This is a genomic window from Pseudomonas sp. Choline-02u-1 (genome assembly GCF_002836515.1).
Lineage (GTDB): Bacteria > Pseudomonadota > Gammaproteobacteria > Pseudomonadales > Pseudomonadaceae > Aquipseudomonas.
Genome location: NZ_PJBC01000059.1, coordinates 69,043 through 87,441, shown reverse-complemented (window position 1 = coordinate 87,441; position 18,399 = coordinate 69,043). Strand labels below are relative to the sequence as shown.

20 protein-coding genes are annotated in these 18,399 nt (G+C 59.7%); 11 read left to right on the top strand and 9 right to left on the bottom strand.

The features are described from left to right. Nucleotides 1-107 precede the first annotated feature (107 nt). Nucleotides 108-887, top strand: coding sequence for an IclR family transcriptional regulator (locus CXF97_RS15720; RefSeq protein WP_101159279.1), 780 nt, complete (start codon nt 108-110; stop codon nt 885-887). 126 nt (nt 888-1,013) lie between these two features. On the opposite strand, the gene CXF97_RS15715 is transcribed toward CXF97_RS15720, so the two are convergent. The 4 genes from CXF97_RS15715 to CXF97_RS28030 all read right to left on the bottom strand — a co-directional run bounded on the left by CXF97_RS15715 (nt 1,014) and on the right by CXF97_RS28030 (nt 7,442). After that, nucleotides 1,014-3,566 carry a LuxR C-terminal-related transcriptional regulator gene (locus CXF97_RS15715; protein ID WP_101159278.1) on the bottom strand — a complete coding sequence of 851 codons (2,553 nt, stop codon included), beginning with the start codon at nt 3,564-3,566 and terminating at the stop codon, nt 1,014-1,016. 138 nt (nt 3,567-3,704) lie between these two features. Continuing rightward, a complete protein-coding gene (locus tag CXF97_RS15710) occupies nt 3,705-5,072 on the bottom strand; it encodes a DUF1329 domain-containing protein (protein ID WP_039759308.1) in 1,368 nt (455 codons plus the stop codon). A 23-nt stretch (nt 5,073-5,095) separates the two neighbouring features. After that, the gene (locus CXF97_RS15705; RefSeq protein ID WP_101159277.1) at nt 5,096-6,889 is read right to left on the bottom strand and encodes a DUF1302 domain-containing protein; all 1,794 of its coding nucleotides are present in this window, start codon (nt 6,887-6,889) and stop codon (nt 5,096-5,098) included. Nucleotides 6,890-7,247: 358 nt separating this feature from the next. Beyond that, the gene (locus CXF97_RS28030) at nt 7,248-7,442 is read right to left on the bottom strand and encodes a hypothetical protein (RefSeq protein WP_157830906.1); all 195 of its coding nucleotides are present in this window, start codon (nt 7,440-7,442) and stop codon (nt 7,248-7,250) included. Nucleotides 7,443-7,497: 55 nt separating this feature from the next. Between CXF97_RS28030 and CXF97_RS28495 the strand changes: the two genes are divergently transcribed. The 3 genes from CXF97_RS28495 to CXF97_RS15695 all read left to right on the top strand — a co-directional run bounded on the left by CXF97_RS28495 (nt 7,498) and on the right by CXF97_RS15695 (nt 9,935). Next, the gene (locus tag CXF97_RS28495; protein ID WP_256589839.1) at nt 7,498-8,016 is read left to right on the top strand and encodes a hypothetical protein; all 519 of its coding nucleotides are present in this window, start codon (nt 7,498-7,500) and stop codon (nt 8,014-8,016) included. Nucleotides 8,017-8,112: 96 nt separating this feature from the next. Next, nucleotides 8,113-9,678 carry an S-type pyocin domain-containing protein gene (locus CXF97_RS15700; RefSeq protein WP_256589838.1) on the top strand — a complete coding sequence of 522 codons (1,566 nt, stop codon included), beginning with the start codon at nt 8,113-8,115 and terminating at the stop codon, nt 9,676-9,678. Continuing rightward, complete coding sequence (locus CXF97_RS15695; RefSeq protein WP_101159276.1) at nt 9,675-9,935, top strand: hypothetical protein; 261 nt, start codon at nt 9,675-9,677, stop codon at nt 9,933-9,935. Before CXF97_RS15700 ends, CXF97_RS15695 begins: the two co-directional genes overlap by 4 nt. A 43-nt stretch (nt 9,936-9,978) precedes the next feature. Here CXF97_RS15695 and CXF97_RS15690 read toward each other — a convergent pair whose 3' ends face one another. From CXF97_RS15690 to CXF97_RS15675, 4 genes are all read right to left on the bottom strand, one after another. Next, nucleotides 9,979-10,890 (bottom strand): SDR family oxidoreductase, encoded by a 912-nt coding sequence (locus CXF97_RS15690; protein WP_101159275.1) that lies wholly within the window; start codon nt 10,888-10,890, stop codon nt 9,979-9,981. 155 nt (nt 10,891-11,045) lie between these two features. Then, a complete protein-coding gene (locus CXF97_RS15685; protein WP_101159274.1) occupies nt 11,046-11,948 on the bottom strand; it encodes an alpha/beta fold hydrolase in 903 nt (300 codons plus the stop codon). Next, on the bottom strand, nt 11,948-12,730 hold the full coding sequence (locus tag CXF97_RS15680; protein WP_101159273.1) for a class II aldolase/adducin family protein: 783 nt from the start codon (nt 12,728-12,730) through the stop codon (nt 11,948-11,950). Before CXF97_RS15680 ends, CXF97_RS15685 begins: the two co-directional genes overlap by 1 nt. A 175-nt stretch (nt 12,731-12,905) precedes the next feature. Continuing rightward, entirely contained in the window at nt 12,906-13,361 is a 456-nt protein-coding gene (locus CXF97_RS15675; protein WP_101159272.1) for a flavodoxin, read from the bottom strand. Between the two features lie 153 nt (nt 13,362-13,514). Between CXF97_RS15675 and CXF97_RS15670 the strand changes: the two genes are divergently transcribed. Together CXF97_RS15670 and CXF97_RS15665 are read left to right on the top strand one after the other, a co-directional pair. Then, nucleotides 13,515-13,991 carry a PAS domain-containing protein gene (locus CXF97_RS15670; RefSeq protein WP_101159271.1) on the top strand — a complete coding sequence of 159 codons (477 nt, stop codon included), beginning with the start codon at nt 13,515-13,517 and terminating at the stop codon, nt 13,989-13,991. A gap of 54 nt (nt 13,992-14,045) precedes the next feature. After that, nucleotides 14,046-14,651 (top strand): hypothetical protein, encoded by a 606-nt coding sequence (locus CXF97_RS15665; protein WP_101159270.1) that lies wholly within the window; start codon nt 14,046-14,048, stop codon nt 14,649-14,651. A 3-nt stretch (nt 14,652-14,654) separates the two neighbouring features. On the opposite strand, the gene CXF97_RS15660 is transcribed toward CXF97_RS15665, so the two are convergent. Further along, nucleotides 14,655-15,614 (bottom strand): MerR family transcriptional regulator, encoded by a 960-nt coding sequence (locus tag CXF97_RS15660; protein WP_101159383.1) that lies wholly within the window; start codon nt 15,612-15,614, stop codon nt 14,655-14,657. Between the two features lie 211 nt (nt 15,615-15,825). Here CXF97_RS15660 and CXF97_RS15655 point away from each other — a divergent pair, with 211 nt between their 5' ends. The 5 genes from CXF97_RS15655 (at nt 15,826) to CXF97_RS15635 (ending at nt 18,335) form a co-directional block, all read left to right on the top strand. Next, a complete protein-coding gene (locus CXF97_RS15655) occupies nt 15,826-16,395 on the top strand; it encodes an antibiotic biosynthesis monooxygenase (protein ID WP_101159269.1) in 570 nt (189 codons plus the stop codon). A 58-nt stretch (nt 16,396-16,453) separates the two neighbouring features. After that, entirely contained in the window at nt 16,454-17,164 is a 711-nt protein-coding gene (folM, locus tag CXF97_RS15650) for a dihydromonapterin reductase (protein ID WP_101159268.1), read from the top strand. A 72-nt stretch (nt 17,165-17,236) separates the two neighbouring features. Further along, nucleotides 17,237-17,608, top strand: a complete 372-nt coding sequence (folX, locus tag CXF97_RS15645) for a dihydroneopterin triphosphate 2'-epimerase (RefSeq protein WP_101159267.1) — start codon at nt 17,237-17,239, stop codon at nt 17,606-17,608. Nucleotides 17,609-17,707: 99 nt separating this feature from the next. Beyond that, complete coding sequence (locus CXF97_RS15640; protein ID WP_056782977.1) at nt 17,708-18,004, top strand: DUF1244 domain-containing protein; 297 nt, start codon at nt 17,708-17,710, stop codon at nt 18,002-18,004. Next, nucleotides 17,997-18,335 carry a HopJ type III effector protein gene (locus CXF97_RS15635; RefSeq protein WP_101159266.1) on the top strand — a complete coding sequence of 113 codons (339 nt, stop codon included), beginning with the start codon at nt 17,997-17,999 and terminating at the stop codon, nt 18,333-18,335. Before CXF97_RS15640 ends, CXF97_RS15635 begins: the two co-directional genes overlap by 8 nt. Nucleotides 18,336-18,399 lie beyond the last annotated feature (64 nt).

Here is an 18,399-nt window from a genome sequence, read left to right as displayed (position 1 = left end):
CACGCCGGGGTTGTTATTATCGTAATCTGATTACGCATAACGTAATTTGCTCGCTATCCAGCGTCAAGCTATAAAGACGCCCATTCGAACCGGAACCGCCAGCCCCCATGGAAAAAACCAGCGACAGCAACGGCAAACAGAAAGTCCGCTCCGCCGAGGTCGGCACCGACATCCTCAAGGCCCTGGCCGAGTTGTCGCCGTCGACTTCGCTGTCGCGTCTGGCCGAACACGTGCAAATGCCGGCGAGCAAGGTGCATCGCTATCTGCAGGCGTTGATTGCCTCCGGATTTGCCGAACAGAATGCCGCGACCAACCATTACGGCCTCGGTCGCGAAGCGCTGCGCGTGGGCCTGGCCGCACTCAACAGCATGGACGTATTGAAAGTCGCCGCCCTGCCGCTGTCCGAGTTGCGCGATGAACTCAATGAAACCTGCTTCCTCGCGGTATGGGGCAATCAGGGCGCAACCGTGGTGCACATCGAACCGGCCGTGCGCGCAGTGACAGTCGTGACTCAATTGGGTTCGGTGCTGCCGCTACTCAGCTCGTCCACCGGGCTGGTGTTCAGCGCCTACCTGCCGCACAGGGAAACCGATGAGTTGCGCCAACAGGAAATCGCTGTCGCGGAGCATCCACTAAAGGACGAAGCAGTTTATGCAGCGCTGTGCGAACAGATCCGCGAACGCGGTCTGCATCATGTGCACGGTTTGTTGATGCCGGGCGTGGACGCGCTCTCAGCGCCAGTATTCAACGCAGTCGGGCAAATCGCTGCGGTGCTGACCATCGTCGGTCCGACTTCGTTGTTTCATGCCGACGAAAACGGCCCGGCGGCGCAGCGGTTGTTGGCTGCGACGCGGGCCGTGAGTTGGCGGATGGGGTATGAAAGATAAGGGCGAACCATGAGCGTTCGAAACAGCTCAACGAACCGTGGTCTTGCTCGACGCGGCGTCAGCCTCTTTCATCAGTGACTTGAAGAAACCGATCAGTTGATGCACAGCGCGCTCGCTCAAATCCCGCTAAACAAGTATCCCCATTACTTGGGCTTTGGCCACAGCCTGGGTTCTACGTTCCACACCCAGTTTGCCATTGATGCGCCGTGCGTGAGTCTTGACCGTATGTAACGAAATAAACAGTTGTTCAGCAACTTGCTGATTCGACGCTCCTTGAGCAATCAGCATCAACACTTCGCGTTCACGCCGACTCAACCCCGGCGCAGGCTCGCCCGGCTCGGGGTGCAAGGCCGGCACTTGCGTGCCGATCAACCTGCCCGAACCTCCGCGCAATTCCCATTCGCGCAGCGCCTGCTGTAACTGGCAGCGTTCCACCAGCACCCCGGCTCGCTGGAAAGCTTGATGTGCCGCTGCCGTGTCACCGTTTGATTCGGCCAACTCGGCGCAGGCCAGCAGCAGCTCCGTTTGCGCCGTCAACATGCCCCGGGCCTGAGCCTGTTCCAGCAACTGCTCGATGGCTGCAAGACAGCTTCCATCTGGATGCAATCGCGCGTGCGCGCAGGCCAGCAAATATTCCACGCGGATAATCAGCTCGAACGTTGCGGGCGGCGCCTGCAGCGCAGAGGGACCGCGATAATGCCGCAACAGCCGGCCCAACGCTTCTTGCGCCAGTTGCGGTCGGCCCTGCTGCAACCAGAACTGACTGCTGACCTGCAGCACGACACCGCGATAGACCGTATCGGGAATCTGGCGCTGCTGCATGACTCTTTCGGCCTCGCGCAAACGCTCAAAGGCGCAAGCATAATCACCGCGATTGCCGGCCAGTTGCGCTTGCCCCAGGTAGCCGTACAAGACCCGTTTGTCGGCACTGCGCAAGCAATCTTCAAGGCCCCGGCTGAACAGATCCGCAGCCTGCTCTTCGAGGCCCATGCACAGCGCCAGCCGTCCGCGTCGCAGGGCAATCCGGCCCAGCAGCGGCACGGGCACCATGGCGCGCTGGCGCAGCAAGTGCTCGATGTCCACCAGCAGTTGCTCTGCACGCAGCGGCGCTCCTCGCTGTTCGAGCCATTGTGCATGGTCAAGCTCAAGCAACCCTTCGAACAGCAACGAGCCGTGGGCGCGCGCCAGGCACAACGCCTCCCGATTGAGGGCATGAGCCTGATCGAGTTCACCGCCCAGTAACGCTTGCTGGGTCAGTCCCGACAGGCACATCAATCGCGCCTGCCAGGCATCCCCAGCCAGCCCTGACAACGCCTCCTGAAAGCTGGCGCGTGCGGACTCCATCTGCCCCTGCAGATGGCTGAGCCAACCTTGATGCGCCAGCCAACGTGCCAGCAGTTGCTGCTCCTGATGGGCTGTCGGCTGCGGCATGAAGCGGGCGAGATGGGCCAGGCATTGCCCGGCCTGTTCGAATCGACCGGCGAACATCAAGGCCCCGGTGACCAGCCCGATGACCTGCGGTGTCATCAGGGTCAGCTCCTGAGTTTGTTGCTCATGCAAGCGCAACAACAGGACGACGATCTGGTCTTCGAGCAAATCCTCGACGCTCAAATGCTGCAACAGGCTCACGGCAGTTTCGCATTCCTCGGCCAACAAGGCTTGCTCAAACGCCGCTCGCCAATCCTGCGCCGCAGTGAACCACTGACAGGCGCGTCGGTGCCAGGATCGCGCGCACGGCCAATGCGACTCCTGGATGATTCGCGACAGCGGGCGGAACACTTGGAGCCAGTCAGCGGACGCTTGCCAAGGCTCGATGAAGCAGCCCAGCACTTGCAGATCACGCAGCAACTGAGCGCCTTCGCCAGGGCCGAACAAATGCTCGCATAACGGCGCGTTGAACCGTGGCAGATGAGCCAGCACACGCCATGCCTCGTCCTGCTCCGGCGTCAGGTTGCTGAAGAGTTCGTGCTGCAGATAATCGAGCAGAGTGTCGACACGCTGCTGCGGCTGCAGGTTCTGCGACCAGTCGCACTTTTGCAGGAGCGCCATGCGCGTCCCCGCGCACCAGCCGCCGGTACGCTGGATGATACGGGCAGCGACACGCTCCGCCTCGTCTGGCGGCAAATGGCGCAACACCGATACCACTTCGTCGTGAGTCAGCGCCAGGCTGGCGCTTTCGAATTCGTAGAGTTCGTCATCGAGCAACAGCCGCGGCCAGTTGCACTGCGGCCGGCGCCGAGTGCTGATCCACCAGGTGAGCGCCGGGCTGCTGACCGCCAGCAAGCGATCCAGCAGCGCATCCACAGCCGGATCCGGCAGACGACTGTAATCGTCGATAAACAGCGAAGTCGGCCTCGACCAATGGGCCAGTTCCGCCATCAGTTGCGTATCGTCAAGGCCTTCGACCAGCCCGAGCGCCCGCGTCAGACGCAGGCAGAATTCTTCGGTGCTGAGCGCCGCTCCCGCCAGCGGCAGCCAGATGGCGTCGCACTCTGCACGCACCTGAAGAAGACATTCGGTGAGCAGTGCGGTTTTGCCACTGCCCGCGGGCGCGCACAACAGCTTCACCCGCGCGCTGGATGCCCGCAAAGGTGCGCTCAAACGGCTGCGAGGTTGATGATGCGAAGAAAGCCTGGGCAAAAATCCGGGTCGATCCAGGCACGGGGTCATGGCGGTCATCGGGTGAGCCTTCTTATCGTTGTGCGCTCACCCTAGCCCTCTCCTGCGTGCTTGTTGACGAGTATTCAGCACGCTGATTGATGGCCATAAAAAAGGCGACCGTACGGTCGCCTTTTGCCCAGCGGTGCAGCAGCCCCGTTACCGTACGCCCTCGGCGCGCAGAGCCGACGGGGTGTAATCCGCAGCCTTGGCTTCGAAGCCGAATTCGAAGCTGTGCTTCTCTTCGTTTTTCATGCCCAAGGCAATGTAGCGGCCGGCGATGATGTCGTAGAGCGCTTCCAGCGTGTAGGCCTGCGCTTGGTGATCGTAATAGTACTGCGCGTGACCTTCGGCGACACGCCACAGTTGCCCGCGACCGTCATAGTGATCAGCCAGCGCCACTTGCCAGCTGTCCTCGTCGATGTACATGTGGCGTTTGGCGTAAATGTGTCGCTCGTTCGGTTTCACCGTGCCGATGACTTCCCAGACGCGATGCAGTTCGTAACGGGTCAGGTCCTGATTGATGTGGCCTGCCTTGACGATGTCGTCGTACTTGAGTTTCGGCGAGTCGAGTTTGTAACTGTTGTAGGGAATGTACATTTCCTTCTTGCCGACCAGTTTCCAGTCGTAGCGATCCGGGGCGCCGGAGAACATGTCGAAGTTGTCGGACGTACGCAGGCCGTCGGCCGCTGTACCCGGCCCGTCATAGGCCACTTGCGGGGCACGGCGCACACGGCGCTGACCGGCGTTGTAGATCCACGCAAGGCGCGGCTCCTTCACCTGATCGAGAGTCTCGTGCACCAGCAGCACGTTACCCGCCAGCCGCGCCGGGGCGGTCACCGATTGCTTGAAGAAGGTCAGCACGTTGGCGGCTTTTTCCGGGTCGATATCCTTCATCAGTTGTGGCACGGCGATCTCTTCTTCGAAGCGGATCGGCGTGTAGCTGCCGTTGGTCTGCGGTGTGACCTGGGTAATGATCCGCCGCAGATTGCCACCGTGATAACGGGTGATGTGGTTCCACAGCACCTCGACGCCGTTCTTCGGAATCGGGAAGGCGTAGTAGCGATTGCCGGTGAAATTGGCCAGGCCGTTGCCGTCGTTGATCGCGTTGACGTTCAGCGCGCTGCGCTTGGCCGACTCGTAGATTTCCGCTGGCGCCCCTACGGTGCGGTGAGTCGGGTAGACCGGGATCTTGTAGGTTTCCGGGTAGCGTTTGAACATCGCCACCTGGCCATCGGAGAGCTTGCTTTTGTACTGCTCGACGTTGGCGGCGGTGATGGTGAACAACGGTTTTTCGTTGGCAAACGGGTCGGCGAGGAAGCCCTTGCTGTCCACCGCACCGGCGTTTTTCGGGATGCCGCCGGTCCAGGCCGGAATCGAACCGTCCGCATTGCCGGCCTTCTCGGCGCCGAGCGGGGTCAGGCTGGTGCCGAGTTTGTTCGCTTCGTCCGGCGACACCGCCGCCATCACGTTGGCGGCCAGCAGACTCAAGGCCAGCACGCCACATTGCAGAATCGTTTTGCGCATTGCAGTCATCCTTCTCGGGCAGATCAGAAGTTCACGCCGAAGCTCAGCGCCACGAAGTCACGGTCTTCGAGGACGTTGTAATCGCCACCGAAAAAGTCGGTGTAACTCAGGCTCGCGGTGTAGGTGTTGCGGTAGTCGGCATCGACGCCAACGCTGATGGCTTTCGCGCCTTCGTTGAACAGGCCGTTGGGACCGTACCCCGCGACGTCATGCGACCACGAGAGGTTGGGCTTGAGGTTGATCCCGCCAATGACGTTGGCGTAATCGAGAATCGCCCGGGCGCGATAGCCCCACGAAGTCGAGGTGACGAAACCGTCGGTATCGCCGCCGAATCCGTACTGGCCGTAGACCGAATCACGGCCGTAACGCAGCTCACTGCGTGACTCCAGACCACCGACATGCACCACTGCCGCTTCGCCGACCACTGTCAGGCGCTCGGCGCCCAGTACCTGATCGAAGAAGTGCGTAAGAGTGCTCTGAACCTGCGTGACTTCCTTGCGTCGGTAGCCTTTGTTGTCCGCGCCCGGCGAGGTGGCGAGTGGCGATGCGGTACCGCCGGCAATCGGGTTGACCAGGGCCAGGGTCAAGTCGTTGGTATTGACCTGCACCGGCGCGTTCGGCCGATAGCTGATCTCGCCGGTCCATGCGGTGCCGGTGGGCAGAGTGGTGGAGAAACTGGCGCCGTACAGGCGAATGTCTTCCGGATATTCGAGGTAGTACTGACCGCGTCCGAGCATCACGCTTTGCGCCAGCCCCGCACCGCTGCCAGGCGCCAGGCCATTGGCGATGCCGACCATGCCCGGCAATGCCGCCAGTGTCGACAGCCCCGCCGTGGTGGTGCCGACCGTCGGCGTACGGCTGTGGTAATTCATGAAGTACAGGCCATATTCGGTGTCTTCGCCGAGCCAGCGCAGCGCCGTACCCCACTGCCCCGAATCGCGCGCATCACGATCGCCACCGCGGGGGATCACCACGCCTTCGCGGGTCACTTGTATACCTTGGCCGAACGCAGTGGTCAGCGGCACCAGCGGCGCCACCGCCGGACTGCCGACGGTGTAGCCGTTGGTGCAACCGTCCGCCGCTACGTCGACGCCGAAAAACGTGCCGCAGTTGTCGAGAACGGTCTGATCCCACTCCAGTTGGTAGAAGCCTTCGACCGAGAGTTTGTCGGTCAGACTTTGTGAACCGAACAGCATGTTCACCGGGATCAGGCCTTCCTTGATCTCGGCACCGGGACGCCGAAATGCCGAAACGTCGACCGGGTTGATGCTGTTGATCGAGTTGCCGATGAAGGTACTTTCGCCCCAGCTCACCACCTGCTTGCCGGCGCGCACGGTGCCCGGCAAATCGGCGATGGCGTAGTTGTGATAGACGAAGGCATCGAGGATCTGCGCGCCGGAAGACTTGGCGCCTTCCTTGCGGCCGCTGTCGCTGATCTGTTTGAACTCGCGGTCTTCGTCCTTGAGCTCGAAGTCGTACCAGTATTTGCCCCGCACGAACACGCCAGTGTCGCCGTACTTCAGCTCGAGGTCGTGGATGCCCTTGAAGATCTTCGAGAAGGTTTCGCCCTTCTTGAAATTCAGACGCCCGTCATCACCAGTGGAAGATTGTCCGCTGCCTCCATTGACCGTGCCCACCAGCGAGTTGTCGGCATCACGAAGGCCCCAGCTCGCGCCGATCGATAGGGACGAGTCGAAGGTGCCTTCGATTTCGCCGATGTTGAACGCAACCGCTTGCGCCTGGGCGCAGCAACCCAAAGCCACCGCTGCGGCCAGCGCGTGCGGCGTGAAGATGGCGCGCATTGTTGTTTTTGTCATGCGTCTTCCCCGGTGAGTGACAGAAGGCCCCACCCTACTGTCGGGTGAAGCGGTCGATAAGCGCACCAAGGAGGTATTTGCGTTGTCGCCCGAAAGGATGAATCGCCTTGCACGGCGGTGCCTGGAGCAGTTCATGGACTGGCTGGATGGCCCATCATCAGCGCCATCCATGTGCACGCCACTGTTGCGCGCCCCGTAACAGTGCATGTCCGGAATCGGTATTTTTCCTACAGCCTCAAGCCCGTATTCTGAGACCGCTTTCCCGCATACGTGAAAGCGCCGAGCTCGCTGCGCTGAACGCGCGAGCAATTGGCTTCAGATTTCGGATGAATCGATTTTCGGTTTATCGCCCCGCTGTTCACTGACGTTGATTTGTAGCTCCTTGATCCAACGTCTTACCTTGGCCGCTGCGTTTGCAGCGGCCTTTTTTATGGGCATTTAAAAGGCTGGATAGCGGTTCGGCAACGCTTCCGATCAGCGCGTCAGACATTTCTTCGAAGCCTGGACGAATTCCTTCTGCATCGATGAAAACCAGCGAAAACCCTTTCGACATAACGCCCTGTTACTGACGGGCTTCTCGGATTTGATTACCGCCACTCTGAGGTAACTTGAAACACCTCAACCATTCGCTGGTGACACGGATGTCATCGCCACCCGTGCGCACTTTCGATCGAGTGAACACGCACATTCAAAAGGATATGAATATGCCAAAGCCTCCACCGTTGGAACTGGATCCAGTACATATCAGGGAGTTCGGTCCTGATGGCTTCGAACCATTCAAAGAACGCGACATGAATTACTCCTACAGCGGCATGTTCGGCCCTGCCGGCGCCAATCCGCAGACGCGTGAATTGATGCATGAAACGCAAGTCGCCGTGGAACAGGAATTCAACGCAAGAACCGCCTCGATTCCACAAACCATTGAGGTCGAACTGGCGGCGACCAGGCTGGAAGGGCCGACGAATCCTCTGCCACCTGCCGCAGCACTGGCCCGCGAAGTGGGCGTCAGGAACACGTTGATTCAACGCAAGAGCGCCGAGTTTCAACGGCAGACCGCGATTGCCAATCGCTTTTATGGCAGCGATCCACTGGGAAAAACCTTCAAGGATTACCTGAATCAGGCATAGGCCAATCGGCGCGCGCATGGCGCAGCGGTCCGCAGCAGAGCGTGGTGGAGCGAGTCGTTTCGGGCCGCCCACGAAGCGCGGCTGCTGGGCCAGACATTGGCGCTGCTCAACCAGCAACAGGCTGGCGTACTCAATTGGCTGGCCACCGTACAAGCCCAGGATCAGGCACAGGCGGCAGCGGCAGAGGCGCAACGCCAAGCTGCAGAACGTGCCCGCATTGCCGCGGAGCAACAGCGCCAGCGTGACATTGCCGAAGCGGTGCGCCGTGAGCGGGAAGAAACCCGCGTACGCGAACAGGCGCGTCTGGCCGCGTTGGCGCAGAAACAGCGTCGGCATGCCGAACAGGCTCGATTGGCGGCTGAGACCGCGCGCCTGAATGCCGAGGCTGAAGCTCGGGAGAAAGAGCGGCTGGCTGAGTTGAAAATCGCCCGGGCCGAGGCACAAGCCAAAGCTGAAGCAGCGGCGCTGGCCCATGCGGCAGATCAGGCTCGGTTACAGGAGGACAGGAAGCATGTCTTTCCAGCCTCTGGAGCAATGGCCAGCAACGGCCCAGCCGTTTCTTTCGCTTCGACAGCCGTCCCGCTCAGCCCGGCTACCTCGGCGGGAATACTCAATGCGCTACGTACGGCAAAAGCGACCCTGACAGCGACGGGCACGGCGCTGTTCGGCAGTCCGGTATTGATGGGGTTCGCAGCGCTATTGATGCCGTCACCTCTGGGCAACGGGGAACGCTTTGCGATGAGCGTTCCACTGGCCGAGTTGTCGTCCGAGCCGGCCGAGACACTGCGTGAAATCGCAGACCGGCAAGGTACTTTGGAGATGCAGGTCGGGCTAGGCATCAGGCGACTCGGGGCTGGCACGCAAGTGTTCGTCGCTACGAGTGATGACTTCCATATTCGCTCAAGTGTGCTGGTTCTCAATGCCGCATACGATTTGCTCACCGACGTATACCAGATCGCGCTATCGGACTCGCCCACCGACGTGCTGACCTGGACACCCGCTATCTCACCGGGTGAGCAATCGACCGCTTTGCCAATAGTGGATACCGGTTCTCCCGCCTATCCCGGCGCTTCCATTGTTCCGCTTGAGGGGCGGCTGGATCTGAACCCGATCCTGGTCGAAGGCTGGGATCGATTCATCATCGTGTTTCCGGCTGATTCGGGGATAGAGCCGCTTTATGTGGTGTTCAGCGGTCCGTATGAGGGGGCGACCGAAGAGGGGAAGCACAGCGGACGTGGTTTCAACCCTGACGAGATCGGAGATGAAATAGCAGATCTGCAGTGGACAACAGCCATTGTTTCACCGGAAGGAACGGACATAGTGAAGTTACACATTTCGAAGTTTCCGCAATCAGCTGCCAATGACGTAATGCTTGAACGCCTGGAGCGAATCGCTCGTGGAGAACTCGAAGCTACCGACACTGACAAACGTTTCTACACTCACGAGATAAGGGAGTTCGAAAGATTCAGAGCTTTAGGCTTTGGTGATACCGAGATGCCTGAGATCGGGTCACCGATCTGGAATAACGTGCATACGGCAACGTTGGAAGATTTCCAGTTGAAAGACGATCCCAAACTTCTTTACACGCCCGAAGCACTGGCTGCTGCAACGGAGCAGGAAGAACGTGATTACCAGAAATTGCTGAAGGAGGTGTGGCAATGAGCACCGTTGAGATGATCGTTAAAAATGAACCTCTGGATGACATAGTCACGGTGTTCGCGTTACTTCAGGCAACGCCACATCTGGACATGACGATCAGACGCCACAATCGAGACCTGATCAACGAGTATGGGGCCCTGGAAGCATCGTACTCTCGGCTCTTCGCTGCCGGAATCTTGCTGGAGGGAGAAAAGGGCCTCGCTATCAAAGGACCTAACTGGAAGCCCCCCAAGTTCATGACAGAAAAAAGATACATCTGAAAGCTGGAGCCACCAGGCAAGAAGGCTGGTGGCTCCGATACTTTCAAATCGAATACTTCTGCAAATTCGCCATCATTTCCTTCAACGCTTCAATATTGTCCTTCGGGTGCGCCGCGCCCTCGAAATCACAAATCTGCTGCCAGTGCGCCGCCACATCCTCCGGCGAGAACCCTTCGCGCGGGTCGAAGCCGGCGCCGAGGCTACGTTCCCAGCGCACCTTGCCCATCCAGCCGCCGCCGACTTCGAACAGGCCGGACGTTTCCTGACACTGCTCACTGGCCAGATACACCACCAGCGGGCTGACCAGTTCCGGCTTCAGCTGCTCGAAGACTTGCGGCGGGATCAGGCCTTCGGTCATGCGTGTGCCGCCGGTCGGGGCGATGGCGTTGACCAGAATGTTGTTCTTGCGTCCCTCGATCGCCAGCGTTCGGGTCAACCCGTAAAGCCCGAGTTTGGCCATGCCGTAGTTGGACTGCCCGAAATTGCCATAGATGCCCGAAGTCGATGCCGTGAAAATCACCCGACCGTAGTTTTGCTCGCGCAGATGCGGCCAGGCAGCACGAGTCACCTTGTAGGCGCCTTCGACGTGGACGCGATAAACCAGATCCCAGTCGGCGTCGTCCATCTTGTGAAACGATTTGTCGCGCAGAATCCCGGCGTTGTTGACCACCACGTCGACGCGGCCAAAGACGTCGAGGGCGTTTTGCACCAGTTTGTCGCCGTCGGTGACCGAGTCATGGTTGGCTTCGGCGATACCACCAGCCTCGCGAATTTCCGCCACCACGCGGTCGGCGGCCGAGGCATTGGCGCCCTCGCCCTGCGTCGAGCCACCGAGATCGTTGACCAATACCCTGGCGCCCTGTCTGGCGAACAGCAGCGCATGCGCACGACCGAGGCCGCCACCGGCGCCGGTGACAATCACGACTTTATCTTCGAAACGCACAGGCTCATTCATTGCAGCAACTCCAGCAGGCCAAGGGATAGTGGTCCCGAGTGTCAGGCACGGCGCTTTGGGTCACAACGAACACGGCTGGGGCTGAATGGTGCGCGATAAGGCTGGGGGATGATCGAGACTGCCAGCTCGCCGAGAGCCTCTGCTCTCGATGAAAATCAGGAGTAAGCCACCTTGCGCGGAGGCAATACCAGACGATCACGAAACGCCAGATAGTGCTTGAGCACCTGCACCGGGGCTTCGGTCTGCGGATAGTGGCCGATGCCCGGCAACAAAATGGTGTCCGCATCAGGGATGAGTTCGCGATAACGCTCGACCATGTGCACGCCGGAGATCGGATCGAATGCGCCGTCGATCACCCGCAAGGGAATGTCCCCCCGCTGCATGGCAGCCACCCAGCGGTCGCGTTGCACCCGGCGCTCCGGAATGTAGGTGATCAATTTGTGCAGGATGCGCGGGCCATGGTTGCTGTCGACCAGACTCCAGTAATCATCCAGTTCGCTTTCAGTCGGCTGGGTCTGCGGGCCGAAGATCTGCCGAAATCCTTTGACCAGCGCTTCACGGCTGAAGGCGCGGCCGAGCAGCCAGCCAATCGGGCTGAGCAGCAGTTTTTGCATCAGTAAAGGCCGGTGGGTCTCCGGAAACAGACCGCCATTGAGGAACACGCAACTGGCAACTTCGATGCGTTTTTCGTAATGCCGCGCGAGTAATTCCTGAGCGACGCTGTCGCCATAGTCATGAGCGAAAATATGCACGGCTTGTTCAACCTGCAGATGGGCGAGCAGCGCCTGTTGCAGATCGGCCTGTTCCAGCAGGCTGTAGGTGTGATTGCGCGGTTTCGCCGAATCGCCGAAGCCGAGCATGTCGCAGGCGATCACCCGATAACGCTGAGCCAGTGGCTGCCACAGGTAATGCCAATCCCAGCTGGCGGTCGGGAAACCGTGGATCAACAGCAGCGGCTCACCCTGCCCGACCGTCCAGTAACGAATCGTCTGACCACGGAAAACGAACGTCCGGCTGCGCTTGCGCCAGACACTCAGCGGAATCTCGGCGAGCGGCATTAGAATTTATACCCCGGATCCTGGAGATCGAGTTTGCGCAGCAGCGCCGGCCACGCCAGCGCGCCGCCCATGCCCTGCGCGCTCTTGGTCACGCCCGCAATCATCGCCTTGGCGCCGGCGAGAATCTGCGGTTCGATGGCGATCAGTTCCGCCCCACCCGTTTGTGCCATGACCTGAATATCGCAGGCACGCTGGAAGGTGAACATCATCAGAAAGGTATCGGCGATGGTGCCGCCGCAGGTCAGCAAACCGTGGTTGTGCAGCATGAGAAAGTTGTTGTCGCCGAGATCGGCCTGCAGACGCGCCTTCTCTTCATGGTTCAGCGCCACACCTTCATAGGCGTGATAAGCCAGGCTCGACAACACGAACAACGACTGCTGACTGATCGGCAGCACCCCCTGCTTTTGCGCCGACACCGCCACGCCCGACGCAGTGTGCGTATGCAGCACGCAAACCACATCGTGGCGCACCTCGTGGACGGCGCTGTGGATGGTGTAACCGGCCGGGTTGATCTCGTAAGGGCTGTCCATGAGTTTATTGCCGGCCTGATCGACTTTCACCAGGCTTGAAGCGGTAATTTCATGGAACATCAAGCCAAACGGATTGATCAGAAAATCTTCGGTGCCGGGCACCTTGGCGGAAATATGCGTGAAGATCAGATCGTCCCAGCCATGCAGCGCGACCAGGCGATAACAGGCGGCAAGGTCGACGCGAGTCTGCCACTCGGCAGCGCTGACCTGGTCTTTGACATTCGGCGACGACTGGACGGGGGCTACGCTCACTGTATGCACCTCTGCGTTCTTCTTGTTCTGCTCGTGTCAGCAGTCTAGTCAGGCGCAGGGCATCGCGTAGTTGCATTGGCAGCCAGCTTGATGACTGAACGAGTCAGTCAGGCAGACAGCCTGTATCACTGCCGACACAACGACGCTTGCAAGGTGCAGCGAAAATCCTGGCCGATCAGCCCTTGAGCGCTTCGATCAGTTGCGCCAGCCACGGCTCGGCATCGGTTTCCGGCGTCACGCTTTCGCTGGCGTCGATGCGCAGCATTTCCTGCACCTCATTCACGCCCAATTCGGCAAACAACTCGCGCATCTGCTCGCCACCGCCGCAAAAGGTGTCGCCATAGCTGGCATCACCGAGGGCGATCACCGCGCCGGGCAGGCCGCGCAATGTGGCAGGCAACTGATCGCGCAGGGTCGAATACAACGGTTGCAGGTTGTCCGGCAACTCGCCCATGCCAGTGGTCGAAGTGACGGCAAGAAGGGCCTCAGGGCCGGACGCCAGAAGATCGGCCAGCGTGGCGCGCGAGTTGTAAAAGGTATCAAAGCCGGCGGCTTTCAGCAGGTTCTGGGCGTGGCGGGCGACTTCTTCGGCGGTGCCATAGACCGAACCGGAGAGAATGGCGACTTTCATCAATCTGATCCTGAAACTGAAAAAAAGAGCCGCGATAGTAACAGCCCATGCGCCGTAGCTGCGATCAGCCCTCACTGCGCGCTGATGGCCTATAGACAGTCCGTGCCTTTCTTCTAGAATGCCAGCCACTGACACAACGGGAGGGGTTCTGGGATGATCAACGCAAGTCTGCTGCAAATGGTGATCAACGCCTCGAATGACGGGATCGTGGTCGCTGAAAAGGAAGGCGAGCAGGACAACATCCTGATTTACGTAAACCCCGCTTTTGAACGGCTGACCGGCTACAGCAGTGAAGAGATTCTCTACCAGGACTGTCGCTTCCTGCAGGCTGGCGACCGCGACCAACAGAGTCTGCAGCTGATTCGCGAGACGTTGCGAACGGGTGGTTCGTGCCGCGAAATCCTGCGCAACTATCGCAAGGATGGCACACCGTTCTGGAATGAGTTGTCGCTGTCGACAGTAAAGAACGCCGATGACGGCCAGACATATTTCATCGGTGTGCAAAAGGATGTGACCGTTCAGGTCAGGGCGCAGCAGCGGGTAGCGCAGCTGGAAGCACAAGTGGCTGCATTGCAGGACGAGCTGGCGGCTATCAAAGCGACGAACGGCGCAAACAAAAGCGCGAACTGATGGTCATTAACTACAATCACCAATGACTTTGTAACTATCCACTTCGAGTTAGCCATGCAGCGCGACGCCCTTCTCACTCAGGATGAGCTGGATTTCATCCAGACCATGCAGCACAACCCGCAACTGAATGTGCGGGATGCAACGTCGAGTCTGCTGGTTAATGGCGGTTCGCAGATTCGCGATTTGCTGACGCGCCTGGCAGCGCATGAGCAAGTGACGATCCAGGCCAACTTCGAAAATCAGCAGATGACTTTTCCGCTGCATCTGGTGGAAGACGAGTTCCACGCGTTGCACCTGCGTCTCGGTGTCCCGAGCATTTACGAAGACGGCCCGATGGTGCGCCCGTGGCGCTTGGTACTTGAAGAGCCAGTGGCACTGGAAAACGCCAAGGGCCAACCCGGCATGTTGTGGGTGCATGAAGTGTCCCACAAAGGTGTATTGCTGGAAGTACGCAACAAAACCAAACCCCCGAAACATTTCGCCCTGTGGTTCAGCCCTTCCGGTTATGAGCGCATCTCGTTGCGCGGCCATTTCGAGCGTGAAACCGAGCAAGGCTTCTTCGCTTACGAACTGAGCCAGACCGATGCCGACGAAACCGAGCGCCTGCGCCAGTTCATCCTGCAACAGCATCGCCTGACCCACCCTGCCCTGCACGCCTGAGTTTCAGGTATCAAGCTTGCCTGCGAGGAATTGTTTCATGCGCTGACGCATCGTCGCGCCCTCGCTACCCAGGCATGCCACTGCCGAGCCGGCCAGGCTGTCTTCGGCCAGTTCGCAGGCATCGCCGGCCAGCATCAACTGACAATCCAGGCTTAGCGCCAGGCGATTAAGACGCCGGGGCAAGTCCGGCCCGGGGGCATGATTGGAAAACAGCACAAGCGCGTCAGGCTTGATCTTTTCGCAGACCAGCGTCAATTCATCGAAAGGCTGGCCCGTCGTCAGCACCCGCACGTATGAGTCGTTGCCGCTGAGAAACAGCGCCGCGACCAGCAATTCAAGCTCTCTGCACTGACCTGCGAGTGCGCTGACGATCACCCGACGCGGCTGCGCGCCCCGCAACATGACGATGCGCTGCAACACGCGCGCCCTGAGAAAACTATCGAAAAACAACCACTCGCTGGTCTGCCCGAAGGCGTCATGGCGCTGTAGCAGCTGCCGCCACAACGGCATGATGATGGCTTCAAATACCACCGCTAGCGTGTACGACGAGAAAACCTGCCCGTAGACGCGATCCAGCTGCTGGTCGTCGAATTCACTGACCGCCTGCTGAATCTGCTCCTGCCATTGCCTGTAATCGGCCTGCACATGGTCGTCGGAAATGAAGTTTGACAGAACCTTGTGAGGCTCTGTCTTGGCCAGGATCTTGCCAACTTTGCTCACCGCCACGCCGCGATCGATCCAGTCGACAATAACGCGAACGCGCTCGATATCGTGCATTGAATACAGACGATGGCCGCTTTCGGTGCGGGTTGGCTGGATCAATCCGTACCGACGCTCCCAGGCCCGCAGGGTCACTGGGTTAACCCCGGTCAGGCGCGCCACTTCACGAATGGGAAACAGCTCTTCGCGATCGAGTGTGCCGGGAGATGTCGAAGCCGGGCGAGGTTCCATGATTACAGGCATCTGGCGATCAGCTTCCAAGTCGGTTCGTCGTTCGCCATTCTAACCATGATGAGCCGCAAAGGTTCAAGTAGCGATCTGCGACGAAAGTAACTGGTTTAATCCACAAAATCAGGAATAATCTTTGCTTGTTGTATAGCGCAGGCCTTCACCCTGGTCTGCGTCAGGCGATGCTCTTACCCGGAGCGAAGCACTCGAAATGCGGAGATACACAATGTCTACTTCCCCCGTCACGCTGATGGTAGCGCGTCGCGTTGCCGATGGCCGGTATCACGATCTGATCGCCTGGCTGCGCGAAGGCGAACAATTGGCGACCGATTTCCCCGGCTACTTGGGCTCCGGCGTCCTTGCGCCACCGCCCGGTGATAACGAATTCCAGATCATTTTTCGCTTTGTTGATGAGCAAACCCTGCATGCGTGGGAATACTCTGCATCGCGCATGGCCTGGTTGAACCGGGGCAGCGACCTGTTCGCACATCCCAAGGAACATCGGGTCAGCGGCATCGAGGGCTGGTTTGGCGCTGCCGGACAACGTCCGCCGCGCTGGAAACAGGCCGTGGCGATCTGGCTGGCGTTTTTTCCGGTGTCGCTGATATTCAATTTTGTTCTCGGCCCGCTGCTCGCTGAGTTGAGCCTGTTGCCGCGCATATTGATCGGCACGGCCTGCCTGACACCGCTGATGGTGTACTTCTTCATTCCGTTGTCGACGCGCCTGCTGGCGAACTGGCTGAACAGCACGCCGACGAGGCCACTGCCTGCCACACCTTCGGCGCAGAATCGCTGATCTCCACAGGGCGGCGAGCCTGTTATAGTTTTCGCTTCAGCCGCGATACGAGCCGCCCATGCCAGATTCCGTAGCCCCGATCCTCATCACCGGCGCCGGCCAGCGTGTCGGCCTGCACTGCGCGCAGCGTCTACTCGAGGATGGCCATCGAGTCATCTTCACGTACCGGACCGAGCGTCCGGGCGTGCAGCGATTGCGCGATCTGGGCGCGACAGCCTTGTTCGCGGACTTTTCCAGCGAGGCCGCCATCCTGGCCTTCATCGACGCACTGAAAGCTCACACCGACAGCCTGCGTGCGATCGTGCACAACGCCTCCGAATGGTTGGCGGAAACTCCGGGCAGTGAAGCTGAAGCCTTCAATCGTATGTTCAACATTCACATGCTCGCGCCCTATCTGATCAACCTGCACTGCGCCGAGTTGCTGCAGCGCTCGGCGCCTGCCGACATCATCCACGTCAGCGACGACGTCACCCGCAAAGGCAGCAGCAAGCACATCGGCTATTGCGCCAGCAAGGCCGGTCTCGACAGTCTGACGTTGTCGTTCGCCGCACGCTTCGCACCCGCAATCAAAGTCAACGGCATCGCACCGGCGCTGTTGCTGTTCAACCCCGACGATGACGCTGCGTATCGCGCCAAGGCGCTGGCCAAGTCCGCGCTGGGCATCGAGCCCGGCAGCGAAGTGATCTACCAGAGCCTGCGCTATCTGCTCGACAATCCCTATGTCACCGGCACGACCCTGACTGTAAACGGAGGCCGGCACGTCAAATAGGCCGTCCCGCTTCGACCACGAGTCGAGTAATATCCACCAGAACGCCTGCAATAGACTGGACGGAGCAAATCAATGCCACAACTTCAACCGGGAATGGCGCGCATCCGGGTCAAGGATCTGCGTCTGCGCACCTTTATCGGCATCAACGAGGACGAAATCCTCAACAAGCAGGATGTGCTGATCAACCTGTCCATCCTGTACGCGGCTCAAGAAGCCGTGCGCGACAACGATATCGACCACGCGCTGAATTACCGCACCATCACCAAGGCGATCATCGCCCACGTTGAAGGCAACCGTTTCGCGCTGCTAGAGCGCCTGACGCAAGAATTGCTCGATCTGGTGATGACCAATGCATCGGTGCTGTACGCCGAAGTTGAAGTCGACAAACCTCACGCGCTGCGCTTCGCCGAGTCGGTATCGATTACGCTCGCGGCAAGCCGCTGAGCTACAAGCGTCAGGCTTCAAGCGGTAAGCTAACGACCGACCCCGATCCAATCTTGCAGCTTGAAGCTTGCCGCTCAAAGCTGTCCCGCAGAGAACCCCATGACTGATCAACAACGCCTGGAACTCGAAGCCGCCGCCTTCCGCCGACTGGTCGCTCACCTCGACAGCCGCAAGGACGTGCAGAACATCGACCTGATGAACCTCGCCGGGTTCTGCCGCAACTGCCTGTCCAAGTGGTACAAGGCCGAAGCCGACCAACGCCAGATTGAGGTCAGCCTCGATGATGCCCGCGAAGTGGTTTACGGTATGCCGTACGCCGAATGGAAAGCCCAATACCAGCAAGAAGCCAGCGCCGAGCAGCAAGCAGCGTTTGCCAAAGGAAAACCCAATGACTGATTTGAACACCCTTCGCGCCAGCCTCAAAAGCGGCGAACATGCCTTCGCTGATACCCTGGCGTTCATTGCCGCCGGTTACGACTATCAACCGCAGGCGTTCAATAACGGCGGCGTGGAAAACGCTGCCGGGCAAAACGAAGGCTCATGCAAGACGCTCGGTCTGGCCCTGCTGGAAGGCTTGAGCGACGAAGAAGCGCTGCTGGCGTTCGGCGAGCATTACCGCTCGGTGCTGGCGACGCCTGAGGGCAGCGATCACGGCAATATTCGTGCGCTGATCAAGCACGGTCTGGCCGGTGTGAAGTTCGCCGCGCAGCCGCTGACGCGCCGCTGATCTCTGCAGCCACACATCCCCCTTGTGGGAGCGGGCTTGCTCGCGAATGCGATTTCACATCCGG